This is a genomic window from Erwinia sp. 198, from assembly GCF_003937915.1.
In the GTDB taxonomy this organism is placed as follows: Bacteria; Pseudomonadota; Gammaproteobacteria; order Enterobacterales; family Enterobacteriaceae; genus Erwinia; species Erwinia aeris.
The window spans coordinates 250,610-267,978 of record NZ_RHUM01000001.1 but is presented as its reverse complement, the minus strand read 5'-3'; the positions used below and the strand labels follow the sequence as shown (position 1 = coordinate 267,978).

Here is a 17,369-nt window from a genome sequence, read left to right as displayed (position 1 = left end):
AATCCTGAGCACGACGTAAAAAAATCCGGAAACAGGACGTTTCCGGATTTCTGCACCACTACAGCATCATTAACCGATCGGCATCAGCTACCGCACCGGCTTGTTTTATACGCTGTCCTGCACGGGTGCTTTCACGCGCAGCGCCATAAAGATGGTCATGGTCGCCAGCAACAACAGCAGCGCGCTACCCATAAACACGCCTTTAGCGCCGGTAACGTTAAAGATCATACCGCCGGCCGCTGCGCCGATAGTGATGGCCAGTTGAATAGCCGCCACCAGCAAACCGCCGCCGCTTTCCGCCTCTTCCGGCATGGTGCGGGTGATCCACGTTGACCAGGCAACCGGCACGGCGCCAAACGCCATGCCCCACAGCGCGACCAGCAGCGCGTCCATCACCGGCGCGGAACCTAATCCCACCAGCGCCACGCCCATCAGCCCCATCGCCAGCGGCATGCCGATCAGCGTCAGATGCAGATTACGCTCCAGCAGCAGGCCCGCCAGCAGCGTACCGGCGAAGTTCGCCACGCCAAAGCCCAGCAGAATAGCGGAAAGCCCGTTGACGTCCACGCCGGTTACGCTCTCCAGGAAAGGTCGCAGATAGGTAAAGAAGGCGAAATGGCCGGAGAAAACCAGAATAATCGCCAGCAGCGCGGTCTGCATGCCCGGACGCTTAATCAAGGACAGGATCGAGCTGTTTTTAGCCAGCGGATTAGGCGGCATTTTTGGCAATGCTGCCAGCTGCCAGCCCAGCGCCAGCACGCCGATGGCCGCTGCGGCGACGAACACGTTACGCCAGCCGATAAGATGACCGAAATAGCTGCCCATCGGCGCTGCAACAATGGTGGCAACCGACACGCCGCTAAAAACAATGGAGAGCGCGCGCGGGATCATCGCTTCCGGCACCAGCCGCATAGCGGTTGCCGCCGCCAGCGTCCAGAAGCCGCCGATGGCAATACCTAAAATCACTCGTCCCGCCAGAATAAAGGTCAGGTTCGGCGCGAAGGCGACCAGCAGGTTAGAAACGATCAGCATCACGGAAAACAGCAGCATCACACCACGGCGATCCAGCTTGCTGGTCAGGGAGGCGCTGAAGAAACTGGTTACCAACGCGAAAATGGCCGTCACGGTCACCGCCTGGCCGGTCATGCCTTCCGTCACGCCCAGGCTGGCCGCCATCGGCGTTAACAGGCTGGCGGGCAGGAACTCGGCGGTTACCAGGCCAAATACGCCCAGCGCCATAGAGAACACGGCTCCCCACTGCGGCTTTATTGGTGTTGTCATAGAAAATCTCTTTAATCGTTCGATGGCAGCAAGATTAAAGCGCTGGTGTCGGATGGTCTATGATGTAAAATCCGTCATTATTGATTAATCGTCCGGGAAGCGCTGCCATGACCACAGAAGCCCACGATCTCACCAGCGAGCTGCTCTACGGGATGCGCCTGCTGGGGCTACAGTATCGACGTATCGAACTCGCCGCGCCGTTTGGCGTTGGCTTTGTTAAAGCGCCGGGCCGCGCGCAGTTCCACTTCGTCAGCCGCGGCCCGGTGCTGCTGCGGACGCAAAACGGCCGGCTGCGCACCCTGAATACGGGCGATGCGCTGCTGCTGCCGCACGGCAGCGATCATGTGCTGCTCTCCTCGCCCGATGTGGCCTGCAAGGACATCCGCGCCTTCAATACCACGCCGGTTTGCGGCAACGTCTGCTGCATTAAAGACTGCTCGTCCACCGAAGAAACCACGCTGATATTCAGCGGCTGTATGGAGTTCGATCTGGGCGGGATGCAGATGCTGATCGGCTCGATGCCGGAAGTGCTGCTGGCGGATACGCTGATCCATAAATATCCGGAAGTGCAGCCGATGCTCGAAGCGATGGAGCGGGAATCGCTGGGCAAAAGAGCGGGCTATGCGGGCATCCTGGCGCGGCTGGCGGATGTGGTCGCGGCTTTTATCGTACGCGGCTGGGTGGAATCGGGCTGTGGCGCGGCGGGCGGCTGGCTGGAAGCGCTGCGCGATCCTAAGTTAGGCAAAGCGCTGGTAGCGCTGCACCGCGATCCCGGCAAAAACTGGACGGTGGCGCAGCTGGCGGCGGAGATGGGCAGCTCGCGCTCGGTCTTTGCCGAACGCTTTCTGGCGGTTACCGGTATGACGCCGGTACGCTATCTGACCAATCTGCGTATGCAGCTGGCGGCGCAGTGGATTGGCCGCGATGGCGAAGCGATAGAGAGCGTTGCCTGGCGGCTGGGCTACGGCTCGCTGGCCGCTTTCAGCCGGGCGTTTAAGCGCACCACCGGCGCCACGCCGGGCGCGCTGCGGGCGGAAGAGAGCCGAAGAGCGGAGCAGCAGGCCTGACGGCCTGTAAGCGGCTCCTTCCTGCATACTACAGAAACCAGGAGGCGTACCCTGTCTGTCACGCTGTCGCCCGGATTTTTAACCGATGGCTGCATACTGTCTTTTGGCAAGCGGGTCAGGCCGCGTCCGGTCAGCGAAGGGCGGACTTGCTCAACCGCCCCCCCTTATCGTGCGGCATATCAGCGCGCCGGAAGCCCGAAGGGGGTAAATGAAAAACTGCTGAGCTTTATACGTCAAAAGCTTTAACACCGTAGGCGACGCTCGTCGGCAGCCTGGTTCTTTCCTGTCTTTGCCGACACTCTCTTTACCCTTACCGCAATTCTTTACACTTATCCCTGCCGTTTAACGCGATTTAGCGCCATAACCGCACTTTTCAGCAGGCCCGGCACGGCGCTTTGAGGTATCATTTATTTAACAATGTACCTTCTGATTCATAACAATGACGCTATCGACCTCAGCCCAACCCGTTTTTGACGGCCATAACGATCTTCTGCTGCGCCTGTGGATGCAGGAAACTGGCGATGCCGTGGCGGACTTCCTGCACGGTACGATGAACGGCCACCTGGATATGCCGCGAATGCGCCAGGGCGGCTTTGCCGGCGGCCTGTTTGCGGTGTTCGTTCCGCCTGCGCAGTACGTGAAGCAAAGCAAGACGGGCTGGCAGGAAGAGGATCACGACCCGCTGGCGATTACCGAAGCGCAGATTGCCCTGCTGCATCAGATTGCCGATCGCTCAGCCGGGCAGGCCCGTATCTGCCGCAGCGCCAGCGAGATCGAGCGCTGTATCGCTCAGGGCGTGCTGGCGATGGTGCTGCATATTGAGGGCGCAGAGGCGCTGGATGACGAGTGCAGCCAGCTTGACCGCTGGGTTGCCGCCGGGTTGCGCAGCGTCGGCCCGCTGTGGAATCTGCAAAATCGCTTCGGCACCGGCGTGACCGGCGGTTTTCCCGGCTCGCCGGACAGCGGCGACGGGCTGACGCCTGTCGGGATCAAGCTGCTGCGCGTGCTTAATCAGAAAAAGCTGCTGATCGATTTGTCGCATATGAATGAGAAATCTTTCTGGCAGGTGGCGGAGGTCAGCGATGCGCCGCTGGTCGCCACCCATTCCAACGTTCATGCGCTTTGCCCGCAGCCGCGTAATTTAACCGACGCACAGCTGGCCGCAATTGCGCAGAGCGACGGCTTTGTCGGCGTCAACTTTGGCAACGCCTTTCTGCGCGCCGACGGCAAGCGCGACAGCGATACGCCGCTGGCGCAGATTGTGCAGCATCTTGATGCGCTGTTGGAAAAGCTGGGCGAAGATCGCGTCGGCTTCGGTTCTGACTTTGACGGCATCAGCGTGCCGGACGAACTGGGCGATGCGGCCGGACTGCCGAAGCTGGTCGATTTAATGCAGCAGGCGGGCTATTCGCCCGAACTGATCGATAAGATTTGCTGGCGTAACTGGTTACGCGTGCTGAAGAAAACCTGGGGAGAATAACGCTCCCCCCGTTAATCCCTGCGGCTTACAGGGTTGATATCACTGTGACACAGGTGCAACATTTGCGCCGCCGCAGGGCGATATTTGACAATAAGCTGTTTACCTGCCGAACTTAACGGGCAGATTTTTCCCTTAACACCATGAGGAGCTCCGCTATGTGGACTAAACCAACGTTTGTTGATTTACGCTTAGGCCTGGAAGTGACGCTGTACATCTCCAACCGCTAAGCCCTTATGCCCACTCAGGTGGGCATTTCCTCTCTTTTTTCTGGTCTACACATGCAAATTAACGTTCTTGGCTCTGCGGCCGGCGGCGGTTTTCCCCAGTGGAACTGCAACTGCCGAAACTGTCAGGGCGTGCGTAACGGCACGCTGAAAACGTCGGCGCGTACGCAATCTTCCATCGCCATCAGCGACGACGGCGTCGATTTTGTGCTGTGCAACGCCTCGCCGGATATCGCTCATCAGATCGCTGCCACGCCCGCGCTGAATAAGAAAGACGTCCTGCGCGGCACCGCTATCGGCTCGATTATCCTGACCGACAGTCAGATCGATCACACCACCGGCCTGCTGAGCCTGCGCGAGGGCTGTCCGCATCAGGTCTGGTGCACGCCGGAAGTACACGACGATCTCACCACCGGTTTTCCCATCTTTACCATGCTTGCGCACTGGAACGGCGGCCTGACGCATCACGCGATTCAGCCCGGCGAACCTTTCTTCGTGGCGGTCTGTCCGGCGCTGCGGTTTACCGCCATCCCGCTGCTCAGCAACGCGCCGCCCTATTCGCAGTATCGCGGCAGACCGCTGCCCGGCCACAATGTCGCGCTGTTTATTGAAGATACCCGCAGCGGAAAAACGCTGATGTATGCGCCCGGTCTGGGCGAGCCGGACAGCGAGCTATTGGGCTGGTTGCAAAAGGCCGACTGCCTGCTGATCGACGGCACGCTGTGGCAGGATAACGAGCTGGCGACAACCGGCGTGGGCCGCAATACCGGTAAGGATATGGGTCATCTGGCGCTGGCCGAAGAACAGGGCCTGCTAGCGCTGCTGGCTTCGCTGCCCGCCGAGCGCAAAATCCTTATTCATATCAACAATACCAACCCGATCCTGGATGAAGAGTCGGCTGAACGTCAGGCGCTGACGCAGCACGGCATCGAAGTCAGCTGGGATGGTATGCGTATCGACCTGTGAGAAAATCATGCAACAGACTCCCATGACGCGCGAAGCGTTCGAGCAGGCACTACGCGCCAAAGGCGCTTATTACCATATCCATCATCCTTACCATATCGCTATGCACAACGGCCAGGCAACGCGCGAGCAGATCCAGGGTTGGGTAGCGAACCGTTTTTACTATCAGACCAGTATTCCGCTGAAAGACGCCGCGATTATGGCGAACTGCCCGGATCCGCAGACGCGTCGCAAGTGGGTACAGCGTATTCTGGATCACGACGGCCATCAGGGCAGCGAAGGCGGGATTGAAGCCTGGCTGCGCCTGGGCGAAGCGGTCGGTCTCAGGCGCGAGACGCTGCTGTCGGAAGAGATGGTGCTGCCCGGCGTGCGTTTCGCCGTGGATGCTTACGTTAACTTCGCCCGCCGCGCGGTATGGCAGGAAGCGGCCTGTAGCTCGCTGACCGAGCTGTTTGCGCCGGAAATCCACCAGTCGCGCCTGGACAGCTGGCCACAGCACTATAAGTGGATCGAAGCCGAAGGCTACGGCTATTTTCGCGGCCGCCTGAGCCAGGCTAACCGCGACGTCGAGCACGGGCTGGCGCTGGCGCTGGACTATTTCACCACGGCCGAACAGCAGCAGCGTATGCTGTCTATTTTGCAGTTTAAGCTGGATATTCTCTGGAGTATGCTGGACGCTATGACCCTGGCCTACGCGCTGCATCGTCCGCCTTACCATACCGTGACCGACCAGCCCGTCTGGCATAAAGAGAGATTGCTGTAATGACCCTTAACGACCAGCAGATACCTGCGTTTCGCCGTGGCTACCGCCTGCAGTGGGAACCGACGCAGGATTGCCATGTGATCCTGTACCCGGAAGGCATGGCGAAGCTGAACGAGAGCGCCACCGCGATTTTGCAGCTGGTGGACGGTAAACGTCCGCTTGCCGCGCTGATTGCCGAACTGAACGCTCGTTTTCCCGATGCGGGCGGCGTGGATGAGGACGTCAAAGCGTTCTTTATGCAGGCCGTCGAACAGAAGTGGATAATTTTCCGTGAACTCGCTTAAGCCTAATCCGCCGCTCTGGCTGCTGGCGGAGCTGACCTATCGCTGTCCGTTGCAGTGCCCCTACTGCTCGAACCCGCTGGATTTTGCCCGGCAGGAGCAGGAGCTGACCACGGCGCAGTGGATAGAAGTTTTTAAACAGGCCCGCCAGATGGGCGCCGTTCAGCTGGGCTTTTCCGGCGGCGAGCCGCTGGTGCGTAAAGATCTGCCTGAGCTGATCCGTGCCGCGCGGGATCTGGGTTTTTACACCAACCTGATCACTTCCGGCATTGGCCTGACCGAGAAAAAGATCGACGCCTTTGCCGAAGCGGGTCTCGATCATATCCAGATCAGCTTCCAGGCAAGCGACGAGACGCTGAACGCGGCGCTGGCGGGATCGCAAAAAGCTTTCCAGCAAAAGCTGGCGATGGCGAAAGCGGTCAAGGCGCACGGCTACCCGATGGTGCTAAATTTTGTACTGCATCGCCATAACATCGACCAGATCGATCGCATTATTGAACTGGCCATCGAGCTGGAGGCCGACGACGTCGAGCTGGCGACCTGCCAGTTTTACGGCTGGGCACAGCTGAACCGCGAGGGCCTGCTGCCTACCCGCGAGCAGATCGCCAGCGCCGAAGCCGTGGTGCAGCGCTACCGCGAAAAAATGAAGGACAACAGCAACTTTGCTAACCTGCTGTTCGTGACCCCCGACTACTATGAAGAGCGGCCGAAGGGCTGTATGGGCGGCTGGGGCGCGATTTTCCTGAGCGTGACGCCGGAAGGGATGGCGCTGCCGTGCCACAGCGCGCGCCAGCTGCCGATTGCCTTCCCATCGGTACTGGAGCATACGCTACAGGAAATCTGGTACGACTCGTTCGGCTTTAACAAATATCGCGGCTTCGACTGGATGCCGGAGCCCTGCCGTTCGTGCTCCGAAAAAGAGAAGGATTTCGGTGGCTGCCGCTGTCAGGCCTTTATGCTGACCGGCAACGCGGACAATGCCGATCCCGTCTGCGCCAAGTCGCCGCATCATGGCCAGATCCTTGAGGCGCGCGAACAGGCCAACTGCAGCAATATCCAAATCAGCCAGCTGCAGTTCCGCAACCGCACCAACTCCCAGCTGATCTTTAAAAGCGAAGCGTGAGCGGCCATTCCTCTTCCCGCGTGGCAAACGGCCTGCGGATCACGCTGATCCACGAGCCGGAGGCCACGCGGGCGGCGGCGCTGTTCCGGCTTTCCGCCGGTAGCCTTGACGAACCCGCACGCTGGCCGGGCCTGGCGCATCTGCTGGAGCATGTGCTGTTCGCCGGCAGCGTCGGTTATCAGCATGAGCAGCGGCTGATGGCCTGGGCGCCCGCGCACGGCGCACGGCTTAACGCCACTACCCTGGCACATTTTACCGCCTGGTTTGTGGAGATTGCCCCCGAGCGGCTGGCACAGGCGCTGTGCAGGCTGTCTGATATGCTGGCGCGCCCGCTGCTGGCTACCGCGGCGATTACCGCAGAAGCGGCAGCGATCGAGGCGGAGTATCGGATGCTGCAAAGCCACGGCCCGACGCTGTGCGAGACTGCGCTGAGCCAGGCCTTCGCCGCGCCTCATCCCCTGCACGATTTTCACGTCGGCAGCCAGCGCCACTTTGGCGACGACACGGTCGCGCTCCAGCAGGCGCTGCGGGACTGGCATCAATGCTGGTTCCATAGCGGCAAGCTGGAACTCTGGCTGAGCGGCCCGCAGCCGCTGCAGGAGCTGGAAGCCCTGGCCGAAGAGACCGCGGCGGCTTTTGCCCGCGCAGAAAGCGTGCCTGCCGCGCCGCCGCTGTTACAGCTGGCCCCACAGCGGGCTTTTGCGCTGCAAAGCGCCGCAGCACAGCATCTCCAGCTGAGTTTTCTCCTCAACGACCCGCAGCCTGCCAGCCTGACGCTGCTGCGCGAGCTGCTGACCGACCAGGCATCGGGCAGTTTGCTGGCGACGCTGCGCGAACAGGGGCTGTGCGACAATATTTCGCTGCTGGAGCCTTACCGCAGCGCGCGGCAGTCGGTAGCCAGCGTGCGCTTTCAGCTGAACGGCCTTCAGCTGGCGCAGTGTGCCCGTATAGAAACGCTGTTTCGCCGCTGGCTGGCGCAGCTTTCCGGCCTGACGCAACAGCAGCGGGCGCACTATGCCAGCCTCACGCAGCGGCGTTTCAGCCAGCTTTCTCCACTCGACCGGCTACGCGATCTGGCGCTGGGTTTTCCGCCTGCGCAGTCGACCACGCCGCTGCCGCTGCCGCAAAGCCTCAGTCGCCTGTGGGTATCGCCTGCGGTCAGCGCGCCGGTCGTCCGCGCGCAGGGCTTTTCGCTACGGCTGGCTGCTATCGACTGGCCGCAGGCGAAGCCGGAAACGCCACCCGCCCTGCGTTTTTACTCACCAGCCTCCACGCCCGTCGCGCCCGCGTTACCGATCGCGCAAAGCGCGCTGGCCGCCGTGGCTGGGCCGGGCGAGCCTACGCTGCTGCTTAGCATTCAGCCCGGCCTGCTGGCTGGTCGGCGCACCGCCGCGCTGATCGAGGCCGCGCTTCAGCCTGCGATGGGCGATGCGCTGCACGGCGGCGGCGAGCTGGCCTTTTCCCGCCAGCACGGTCTGTGGCAGCTGCGGCTCAGCGGCCACGATGCGCTGCTGGCCGCTACGCTGGATCGGGCCATACAGGCGCTGACGGATCCGCCAGCCGCCACCCAGGCTTTTGGCGAACGGCTTTTTCATCAGGCGCAGCAGGCTGATGATATCGCTATCCGCTGTCTGCTGGCGCGCCTGCCCGATTTGCTGAACAGCACGTCAGCGGATGCGCTGTCGGCGCTACGCTGGCAGGCAACGCTTTACGGCGGTGCGGACAACAGCGCAGCAGGCCTGGCGCGGCGGCTGACCCGGCTGCCGGGCACGGTCGAACCGGCGCAGTCACCGCCGCAGGTTTTCCCCACGCAGCCGCACTATTCCTGCCCGACGGCAGGTGGCGACGCGGCGGTGCTGACGTTCTGCCCGCTGGCCGAGGCCAGCGCGGTCTGCTTTGCCAGCTGGCAACTGCTCGCCGCGCTGTTTGAGCCGCGCTTTTTTCAACGGCTGCGGGTCGAGGCCAACGTCGGCTACGTGGTCAGCTGCCGTTTTCATCAGACCGCCGGACAGGCCGGCCTGCTGTTTGCGCTGCAATCGCCTGCTTTAAGCACGGAAGAACTGTTCGGGCATATCGATCGTTTTATTGCCGATATGGCGGCAACGGTAGAGAGCCAGACCACCGAAACGCTTGCCGCCGGCTGGCTGTCATTGCTGCCGGCCCTGCCCGAAAACGTGCCGAAAAACCGCCAGCAGATCACCCCTCACTGGCTCTATCAGCAGCTTAACCTGCCGTTCAGTTTTGCCCGGCCCTCGCCCGATCGGCTACGTCTGGCTTATCAACAGCTGACCGACAGTGCTGCCCGCTGGTGGCGACTGAGCAACAGCGCTTAAAGCAAATTTTTTGCCGGGCGCTCAAGCTAATCGATTCAGCTTATATTTTATTCACCGCCTGATACCTGCTCGCCATAAAGTTTCCCTGTGTGACTACCGATAAGCCTTTATCGACTCCCCTTTCCGAGTACGCCGTATGCTAAAAAATATTAAAGTTGTGACCAGCATCGTTATCATGTTGGTTATTTTTAGCGGGCTGCTGCTGGTTTCCAGCGCGCTCTCATTTAACGCTATTAGCCAGGACAAAGAGAATTTCAACCACGCCAGCGTGCTGACGCAGCAGCAGAACCAGCTCAGCGACACCTGGCAGACGCTGCTTGAAACGCGCGTCACCATCAACCGCGCGGCTATCCGTATACTAAAAAAGCAAACCGATCCGGCCACGCTGGCGGCCATCGACAAGCTGCTGACCAACGCCACTGCCCAGCTTAATGAGGCGCAGGCGCATTTTGAGCGTTATCAGCGCGCCCCCGCGCAGCCAGGACAAAGCAGCGAGATAACGGCCAGCGTGGCCAGTAGCTATCAGCAGCTGCATGACACCATGAAGCAGTCTATCCAGTTTCTCGGTGCGAATAACTACGAGGCTTACGGCAATCTGGATGCACAGCAGGCGCAGGACGGCCTGAAAGCCAGCTATAACCAGTGGCGCGAACAGAACGCGAAGCTGCTGGCGACGGGCATTGAGGTCAATCAGCACGGCTTTACGAATATGATGTGGACGCTGGCGGCGGTGATCCTGCTGCTGCTGGTGCTGGTGCTGGGCCTCTGGAAAGTGATTAAGGAAGTGCTGCTGCGACCGCTGAAGCAGGTTGAAGAACATATTCAGCACATTGCCGAAGGCGAGCTGACCCGCACGCTGACGGTGGAAGGCCGTAGCGAAATAGCCAGGCTGGCCGCCCATCTTTCCGCCATGCAGCAGGCGCTGACCGTTACCGTCAGCCACGTGCGGGAAAGCTCTGACGCCATTTACACCGGCGCGAGCGAAATTTCGACGGGCAACAACGATCTCTCCGCCCGTACCGAGCAGCAGGCCGCCTCGCTGGAGCAGACCGCAGCCAGCATGGAAGAGCTGACCGCCACGGTGAAGCTGAATGCCGAAAACGCGCGTCAGGCCTCGCAGCTGGCGTCGAGCGCGTCGCAAACCGCGATCAAAGGCGGCCAGGTGGTGGACGGCGTGGTGCAAACCATGAGCGATATCGCCGGCAGCTCGAAGAAAATTGCCGATATCATCAGCGTGATTGACGGCATCGCTTTCCAGACCAATATTCTGGCGCTTAACGCCGCCGTGGAAGCCGCCCGCGCGGGCGAACAGGGCCGCGGCTTTGCCGTGGTCGCGGGCGAAGTGCGCAATCTGGCCCAGCGCAGCGCCCAGGCGGCGAAAGAGATCAAGACGCTGATTGAAGCATCCGTCAGCCGCGTCGACGCCGGTTCGCTTCAGGTCACCACCGCCGGAGAAACCATGCACGATATCGTCGATGCCGTGGGGCGCGTCACCGCCATTATGGCGGAGATCGCTTCCGCCTCTGACGAACAAAGCCGCGGTATCGATCAAATTGGTCAGGCGGTCACGGAAATGGATCGGGTCACGCAGCAGAATGCTTCGCTGGTACAGCAGTCGGCCGCCGCCGCCGCGTCGCTGGAGGACCAGGCGACCCGTCTGGCTCAGGCCGTTGCCGTGTTCCAGACCGGCCACGCGCGCGCGCCAGCCGCAAAACCTGGTGCAAAAGCCCTGAAAAAAACGCAGCCGGCAGCCGGTGAAGGAAACTGGGAAACGTTTTAAGCAGTCGCCGGCGGCCGGGCTTACCGGTCGTTCTGATTGTGATATTTATGTGGCCGCACCGGATGCTGATAGCGTGTCGGCCATATTTTCTCGGGAGCGATGTCCAGCGCTTCAGCAATCAGCCGTTCGCCTTTCGGCCAGGGCCGGCGCAGCGCGTTAGCCAGCGTCGAGGAAGCCAGTCCCGCCTGCCGTGAGAGCGCGGATAAGTTTGTGCCTCTTTTCTTTAACGCAGCGATAATATCTGCGGTATGCCAGTCCTTTAGCTCCATTCTGCATCCCTTTTATAAGTTAAATCGTTGTCCGCGGCCAGGCCGCCCGTCCCATCATTTACCTGCTTCGCGTCGTTATCGGCCGTTGATGATGTTCAGCCACGGTAGCAGAGCGCCAGACAGCAGCGGTAACGCGCGCAACCGCCGCTATTATATTTTGCAAATAGCGGCGTTTATTGTTTCTCTGTTATACAGCTAAAAAGCGTATTTTTAAATATTAACCCTGGCAAAAAAACGAACTCGACTAACAAAAAACCCTTTCAAATCATTAATTAAACAAGTAATTCACACAGCTTATATATACACTTAAAAGGACGCCGCTTTTAAAGCGAATAGCTAACAAGAATAATTATCAAAACCATTACAGCAGGCCCCGCCATAAGAAAGGATGATAATAATTATCACTCCTTATTTTTTGTGCCAGATAAATTTAAAATATATTTTTCTGCGGTTTTTATTTCTCTGCTTCCCGTGCATAATGCGGCGAATAATTATTTTGCCTGTTAATATCTGGAGCCGCTATGCTGACTGCCGAAATGACCGCTCGCCTGAACGATCAGTTAAACCTGGAATTCTTTTCCGCCAACCTCTATTTGCAAATGAGCGCCTGGTGCGCCGACAAAGGGTTTGAGGGGGCCGCTGCCTTTCTGCGCGAGCACTCCCGCGAAGAGATGCAGCATATGCAGCGCCTGTTCAACTACCTGAGCGATACCGGCGCCATGCCGGTGCTGGGCAGCATCGCCGCGCCGCCGGTGACTTTTGACTCGCTGAATAACGTGCTGGAACAGGCCTACGAGCACGAGCAGCTGATTACCGCGAAAATCAACGAGCTGGCGCATGCCGCGATGACGTCGCAGGACTACTCTACCTTTAACTTCCTGCAGTGGTACGTGGCCGAACAGCACGAAGAAGAGAAGCTGTTTAAATCCGTGCTGGATAAACTGACGCTGGTCGGCACCAGCGGTAAGGGACTGTTCTTTGTTGATAAAGATCTGATGCAGATGAGCACCTCGGGCGAGCAGGCCTGAGTGAAAGGGGCGAAGCGATCGCCCCTGAGGCTGTTGACACCCTCGTGCCCGGTCACCAGGGCGCAGTCAAGCCGGTGACCGGCGGCAAAAGCCGACTGCTTTTCTGCTACAGCGCCAGCTGGTAGAACTTTGTGTCCACCTTCATCACGGGAAAAGCGGCCGGCAGCGCGGCTTGCGCCACTTCGCTAAAGCCGTGCTTCTCGTAAAAACGATGCGCCGCCAGAAATTTCGCGGTGGTGCCCAGCCAGACGTCACGGAGCTGCCGCTCGCGAGCGTGCGCGAGCAGCGTTTGCAGCAGGCTATTGGCCACGCCGTGCTCCCTGCCTCGCCAGCCTTCCGCCACGAACATTTTCCGCAGCGCGGCCTGCTGCTCGCCGATATCCTTCAGACCGATGCAGCCAACAACCCGATCGTCGGCCGTCGCCAGCCAGAAATCGCCCGCGCCCTGTTGATAAAAGGTCGGGATATCGCTGAGATCCGGCTGCTGCTCTGCCGAAATCGCAATACCGAACTCCTGATTCTGGATCGGCAGGATCAGATCTTTTACCCCCGTCTGGTAGCGAGGATGGTAGCGCTGCACGATAAATCGCGTCGTCATGCCGAAGATCCTTATCAGCCAGCCTGTTGCGCGATGTTTTGCAGACAGGTCGCGAAGACGCCTTCGCTGATGCTCTGCGCCACTTCCTGTTCGTCATGGCCCGCCTTAACCTTGAAATCCGCCCACCATTCCGCCAGCGTGGTGCCGTCGTTTTTTGGCGTCAGCTTCACCACCGCGACGTAATCCGTGACCGGCATGATGCCGTCCAGAATCGCGTAGTGCAGCTCCCAATTGGCTTTATCCAGCTTTACCAGGCGCTCACGCACTATGCCATCGGGCAGCGTCAGCTTTCTGGCCACGCCAACCTTGCTTTCGGTAGCGCCCTCTTCCAGCTCGCTGGAGGAGATCGCCGGATGGATTTTCGGCAGGCCGTTAAAATCGGCAATCAGCGGCCAGATTTGTTCTGGCGTGGCGGTAATAATGCGGCTGGCATAGGACGAGTGCGACATAAAAGGGATCCTCTGAACGGGGGAAATTTTAACTCTAGCATGGAATACAGCACGCTTTTATCCGTTGCTGCGCACGGCATAAAAAAAGCCGTCCATTTGAAAATGACCGGCCTGGCGTTCAGGACTTTACGGATAACGCTTCGTTAAACTTTCGTCCACGGACGACCATCGCCATCCGCTGCGCCGGTGGTACTCTCAGGTTCAGGTTCAGGTTCAGTATTTGGGCCAGTCCCCCTTTGGCGAGATCATTTCTTCCTTATGGAGAACCCGATCGCCGCCGTTGTCAATCCGGTGCTTCCGGTACTATCGCCCCCGGCGCCTGACCGACAGTGCCGCACTGAGGCCGACGACATAAAGGCAATAAAGTTGATTTTAATCAACGGACAAGATGGAAAGAGCGGCTGCTGAATGCAGCATCGTTTATAGTCGCTGCGCCCGAAGGAACCTGTCCAGGGAAATGCCGGAATCGGCGAAAAGGAGAAAACATGAAGCCAAAAATGAGGCCGGTCGTAGGGCTGGCGATAACCCTACTGCTGGCGGGCTGCGATCGTTCGGAGACGCAGCCGGTGAAATTTATCAACCCGGAAAAAGTTATGCAGGACTCCGGGCTGGCGGAGCAGCTGAAAACGCGGCTGCAGGCGGTCGATAAAAAGCTCCAGCAGGGCCTGGAAATGGCGCAGGAAAACGGCGCCAGGCTGCCGGAGGAGAAGCGGCGCAGCGCGCTGCTGGCCGATCGGCAGCTGCTGGATCTGGAGTGGCAGCATGAGCAGCGTCGGGCTAACGGTGTCGTCATGAAAGCGATAGCGGAGGCGGCCGGAGAATATCGCCAGCAGCACCAGCTGCTGGCGATCCTGCCGACTCAGGCCGCCCTGGCCTTTGCGCCAGAAGCGGATATCAGCGAAGCGTTGGCGAAAACGTTAAAAGGGAAAACGCTCGATTTCGGCGCGCTGCCCAAAATCGGCGTTAAAAGCGAGGAACCAGCTTCGGCTGAAGCCAGTAAGCAATAACAGCGCCGCATCACAGGAGATCCGGGGCGGCGATCGCCCCTTTTTTATCCTTTGTGCATATCAGCTGCGGCTGACAGATCCAGCCGCTGCCAGAAGTTCTGCTCCGGCGTGCTGCCGGAAAGCGGATAGCCTGCGGCGATAGCGGTCGCCACCATCCTTTGCCGACGCTGCCGGGCGCTCAGCTGCGGCAGCGCCGCTTCCAGCAGTACCTCAGCGCCTTCCGGCACCACAACCGCTTGCTGCTTCACTTTCTCCTGCGGCAGGCCCCAGGTCATGGCAAAACGCGCAAACTCCTGCATCTGCGGCGCGGCGTAAGGATCGGCTGCCCCGGATGGTCTGGCGCACTCGGCAAGCGAGGTGCCGCACTCTTTCTCCAGCGCGTCGCGCAGCTGCTGCTTCGCTTCAGCAAACAGCGGGCGATACTTTGCATCGTTGAGATAGTGCGCCACGTTACGTTGCGCCACCATACGGGAGCCAATCAGATCGATCGGATAGTGCACGCCCAGCACCATGCGCGAATAGCCGTAGCGCGCGGCGCGATCCATCAGCGGCACAAAGCGTTCCGGCACCATTTCGCCCAGCAGCAGCGCATCGGTCCAGGCCGTATTGGTGTGGCCGCTGGGGAAAGATCCTTCGCTCGCCTGATAGGGTTGATTATCTTTTACTATCACCGTATCAGGCACCGCATGGATAGTATTGCCCGGCATCAGAAAAGGACGCGGATAGTTAAAGTGCGCTTTGGCCGCGCCGGTGCTGACCTCGCTGGCCTTGATCAGCGCTGCCGCACGGCCCATCTCGCCTTTGGTATAGGCGTTCAGAAAGGCCTGACCCAGCTTTGGCCCCAGCGCGTCGGCCAGAAAAAACAGATGGTTTTGCCCTTCCGCATCGATAATCGCCTGGCGACGCTGGCCGTCGGTTGCCTCGAGGTTAACCTGCGCCACGCGCTGCAGGCTGGCGTCCAGCTGGCTTTTTGGCAGCGTGGCGAAAGCGTTTAGCAGCGCAATGCCGGCCTGCTGGTTGGCTTTTTTAGCAAAGTCGTAGCCGCTCGCCTTCAGCCAGCCGCGATCCGCCAGCCTATCGCTCTGTGCGGTTTTCTCCAGCTGCGTACGCGTCAGCTTAGCGGCATCGCCCTGCAACGCGCCGATCAGGTCTTGCTGGATCTGAGCGTCAAAGGCCACGAAACGGGCATCGCTGCTGGCAGGCGTGGTGGTTGCAACAATCCTCTGGATGCGATCGAAGTCAACGGGCGCGGTTTTTGCCTGAGCAACCTGCGCCAGCAGCAGCGCGCTGGCCAGCAGAGAATAACGAAAGCGCATAAAAGTTCCTTAATTTACGTCGGTTAGCTTTATCGGTATTCATGCTGGAAGAGGTTGATGACAGGAAAGTGACAACTTATATTTTGAAACGAATTGGCGGCGGGCCGGGCCGCCTCCCTGCGGCCTGTCCGGTTCTCTAGCCGCCCACCACCGGCTTTTTGGTTTTATCCAGCGCCTGCATAAAAGCGTCGTCGAGATGCAGATGCTGGCGCACCAGCTGCGGCGGCGTCGAGGCCAGCCACTGATTCAGCGAGATATCCGCATAGTAGCTGCTTTTAAATAGCTCCAGAAAACGCAGCGGCCTGTCACCGGTGTTTTCCACGTAGTGGCCCATCGCAAAAGGCACGTAGCCAACATCGCCCGCGCGAAAATCGTAGGTGCGCGCCTGGCCCGAAGAGGCAAACACGCCCATCCGCCCCTCGCCTTCCAGATAGTATTGCCACTCGTCGGTGTTGGGGTGCCAGTGTAGCTCGCGCATCGCGCCCGGCTGCAGCTCTACCAGCGCCGCCGCGATGGTTTTTGACACCTTAAAGAGGGAAGAATCGGTAATCCGCACCGTGCCGCCCTTTAGCGTGATGGGCTGCTGCGCCAGCATCCGGTGACTGAAAGCGGTGGTGGAACGGCTCGCACCCGCGATAGCGTCCTTTTGCAGATCGCCCGGCGGCGTGGCGGCGAAGATATACTCATCGGCTGGCGAAGGGAGCTTGCTGAAGTTTTCCACCGGCACGCCGAAGTTTTTCGCCAGTATTTCCGGCGGCACGTGCTTAAACCAGTCGCTGAGCAGAAAAGTGCTGTCTTCATCAAAGCCGCCGTTATCAAACGCCAGCAGGAACTCGCAGCCGTCCGGGCCAAGCCCCTGGATTGAGTGCGGCACGCCGGAGGGGAAATACCAGAGATCGCCCACGCCGACGTCGTCCACAAACCAGTGACCATCCACGTCCAGCGCGGTGATGCGCGCCTTGCCGTACAGCATATAGGCCCATTCGCCTTCTTTATGCCAGTGCAGCTCGCGGATGCCGCCGCTGTTAAGGCGCATATTAACGCCGGCAATGCTTTTGGAAACGCCCAGCTCGCGCTCGGTTATCTGCCGCGTCCAGCCGCCGCTGCCTTTGCGCACGTGCGAATCGCTATAGGAAAAACGCAGGTTGGGCAGCGTGCCGCTGTCGGTCGCGGGCGGGTTGACGATATCAGGGTTTTCTCCCTGCCGCAGCGGATCGTGCGGGCCGGGATCGCTGCCGCCCGTCTGGCCGGTCCAGGGCCGTGCGGCGACGGTGCGATCGTGAGCATGAACGGAGCCAGCCGCCAACGCGACGGTGCTGCCGGCGGCAAAAGTCATAAAGCTGCGACGTGTAAGAGGATTCATGTCTGCTTCCTTGTGTCGAAAGGTTAAGGCGCATCGCGCTGCGT

The 17,369-nt window shown here is 59.9% G+C and carries 17 protein-coding genes; 11 read left to right on the top strand and 6 right to left on the bottom strand.

Annotated elements, in window-relative coordinates:
* Nucleotides 1–105: 105 nt before the first annotated feature.
* Complete coding sequence (locus EGK14_RS01270) at nt 106–1,281, bottom strand: MFS transporter (protein WP_125287261.1); 1,176 nt, start codon at nt 1,279–1,281, stop codon at nt 106–108.
* Nucleotides 1,282–1,388: 107 nt separating this feature from the next.
* Between EGK14_RS01270 and EGK14_RS01265 the strand changes: the two genes are divergently transcribed.
* From EGK14_RS01265 to EGK14_RS01225, 9 genes are all read left to right on the top strand, one after another.
* Nucleotides 1,389–2,348 carry an AraC family transcriptional regulator gene (locus EGK14_RS01265; protein WP_125287260.1) on the top strand — a complete coding sequence of 320 codons (960 nt, stop codon included), beginning with the start codon at nt 1,389–1,391 and terminating at the stop codon, nt 2,346–2,348.
* A gap of 439 nt (nt 2,349–2,787) precedes the next feature.
* The gene (locus tag EGK14_RS01260) at nt 2,788–3,828 is read left to right on the top strand and encodes a dipeptidase (protein ID WP_125287259.1); all 1,041 of its coding nucleotides are present in this window, start codon (nt 2,788–2,790) and stop codon (nt 3,826–3,828) included.
* Nucleotides 3,829–3,983: 155 nt separating this feature from the next.
* Nucleotides 3,984–4,055 (top strand): pyrroloquinoline quinone precursor peptide PqqA, encoded by a 72-nt coding sequence (gene pqqA, locus EGK14_RS01255; RefSeq protein WP_071789594.1) that lies wholly within the window; start codon nt 3,984–3,986, stop codon nt 4,053–4,055.
* Between the two features lie 51 nt (nt 4,056–4,106).
* A complete protein-coding gene (gene pqqB, locus EGK14_RS01250) occupies nt 4,107–5,018 on the top strand; it encodes a pyrroloquinoline quinone biosynthesis protein PqqB (protein WP_125287258.1) in 912 nt (303 codons plus the stop codon).
* A gap of 7 nt (nt 5,019–5,025) precedes the next feature.
* Nucleotides 5,026–5,778: a pyrroloquinoline-quinone synthase PqqC gene (gene pqqC / locus EGK14_RS01245; protein ID WP_125287257.1), complete on the top strand. Its 753-nt coding sequence runs from the start codon at nt 5,026–5,028 to the stop codon at nt 5,776–5,778.
* Complete coding sequence (pqqD, locus tag EGK14_RS01240; RefSeq protein WP_125287256.1) at nt 5,778–6,062, top strand: pyrroloquinoline quinone biosynthesis peptide chaperone PqqD; 285 nt, start codon at nt 5,778–5,780, stop codon at nt 6,060–6,062. The genes pqqC and pqqD overlap by 1 nt, the downstream gene beginning before the upstream one ends.
* Nucleotides 6,049–7,182 carry a pyrroloquinoline quinone biosynthesis protein PqqE gene (gene pqqE, locus EGK14_RS01235; RefSeq protein WP_125287255.1) on the top strand — a complete coding sequence of 378 codons (1,134 nt, stop codon included), beginning with the start codon at nt 6,049–6,051 and terminating at the stop codon, nt 7,180–7,182. Before pqqD ends, pqqE begins: the two co-directional genes overlap by 14 nt.
* Nucleotides 7,179–9,515 carry a pyrroloquinoline quinone biosynthesis protein PqqF gene (pqqF, locus tag EGK14_RS01230; RefSeq protein WP_125287254.1) on the top strand — a complete coding sequence of 779 codons (2,337 nt, stop codon included), beginning with the start codon at nt 7,179–7,181 and terminating at the stop codon, nt 9,513–9,515. Before pqqE ends, pqqF begins: the two co-directional genes overlap by 4 nt.
* A 136-nt stretch (nt 9,516–9,651) precedes the next feature.
* A complete protein-coding gene (locus tag EGK14_RS01225; RefSeq protein WP_125287253.1) occupies nt 9,652–11,295 on the top strand; it encodes a methyl-accepting chemotaxis protein in 1,644 nt (547 codons plus the stop codon).
* 20 nt (nt 11,296–11,315) lie between these two features.
* Here the strand turns inward: EGK14_RS01225 and EGK14_RS01220 are convergent, their stop codons facing one another.
* Complete coding sequence (locus EGK14_RS01220) at nt 11,316–11,564, bottom strand: helix-turn-helix transcriptional regulator (protein WP_125287252.1); 249 nt, start codon at nt 11,562–11,564, stop codon at nt 11,316–11,318.
* A gap of 521 nt (nt 11,565–12,085) precedes the next feature.
* On the opposite strand from EGK14_RS01220, the gene ftnA reads away from it, so the two are divergent.
* Nucleotides 12,086–12,592, top strand: a complete 507-nt coding sequence (gene ftnA / locus EGK14_RS01215) for a non-heme ferritin (protein WP_125287251.1) — start codon at nt 12,086–12,088, stop codon at nt 12,590–12,592.
* 106 nt (nt 12,593–12,698) lie between these two features.
* On the opposite strand, the gene EGK14_RS01210 is transcribed toward ftnA, so the two are convergent.
* Nucleotides 12,699–13,190, bottom strand: coding sequence for a GNAT family N-acetyltransferase (locus EGK14_RS01210; RefSeq protein WP_125287250.1), 492 nt, complete (start codon nt 13,188–13,190; stop codon nt 12,699–12,701).
* A 14-nt stretch (nt 13,191–13,204) separates the two neighbouring features.
* On the bottom strand, nt 13,205–13,639 hold the full coding sequence (locus tag EGK14_RS01205) for an SRPBCC family protein (protein ID WP_125287249.1): 435 nt from the start codon (nt 13,637–13,639) through the stop codon (nt 13,205–13,207).
* Nucleotides 13,640–14,124: 485 nt separating this feature from the next.
* On the opposite strand from EGK14_RS01205, the gene EGK14_RS01200 reads away from it, so the two are divergent.
* Nucleotides 14,125–14,646, top strand: a complete 522-nt coding sequence (locus EGK14_RS01200) for a hypothetical protein (RefSeq protein WP_125287248.1) — start codon at nt 14,125–14,127, stop codon at nt 14,644–14,646.
* Nucleotides 14,647–14,690: 44 nt separating this feature from the next.
* On the opposite strand, the gene EGK14_RS01195 is transcribed toward EGK14_RS01200, so the two are convergent.
* Both EGK14_RS01195 and EGK14_RS01190 read right to left on the bottom strand, forming a co-directional pair.
* Complete coding sequence (locus tag EGK14_RS01195) at nt 14,691–15,962, bottom strand: phosphatase PAP2 family protein (RefSeq protein WP_125287247.1); 1,272 nt, start codon at nt 15,960–15,962, stop codon at nt 14,691–14,693.
* Nucleotides 15,963–16,098: 136 nt separating this feature from the next.
* Nucleotides 16,099–17,325, bottom strand: coding sequence for a cupin domain-containing protein (locus EGK14_RS01190; protein WP_125287246.1), 1,227 nt, complete (start codon nt 17,323–17,325; stop codon nt 16,099–16,101).
* Between the last annotated feature and the right edge of the window lie 44 nt (nt 17,326–17,369).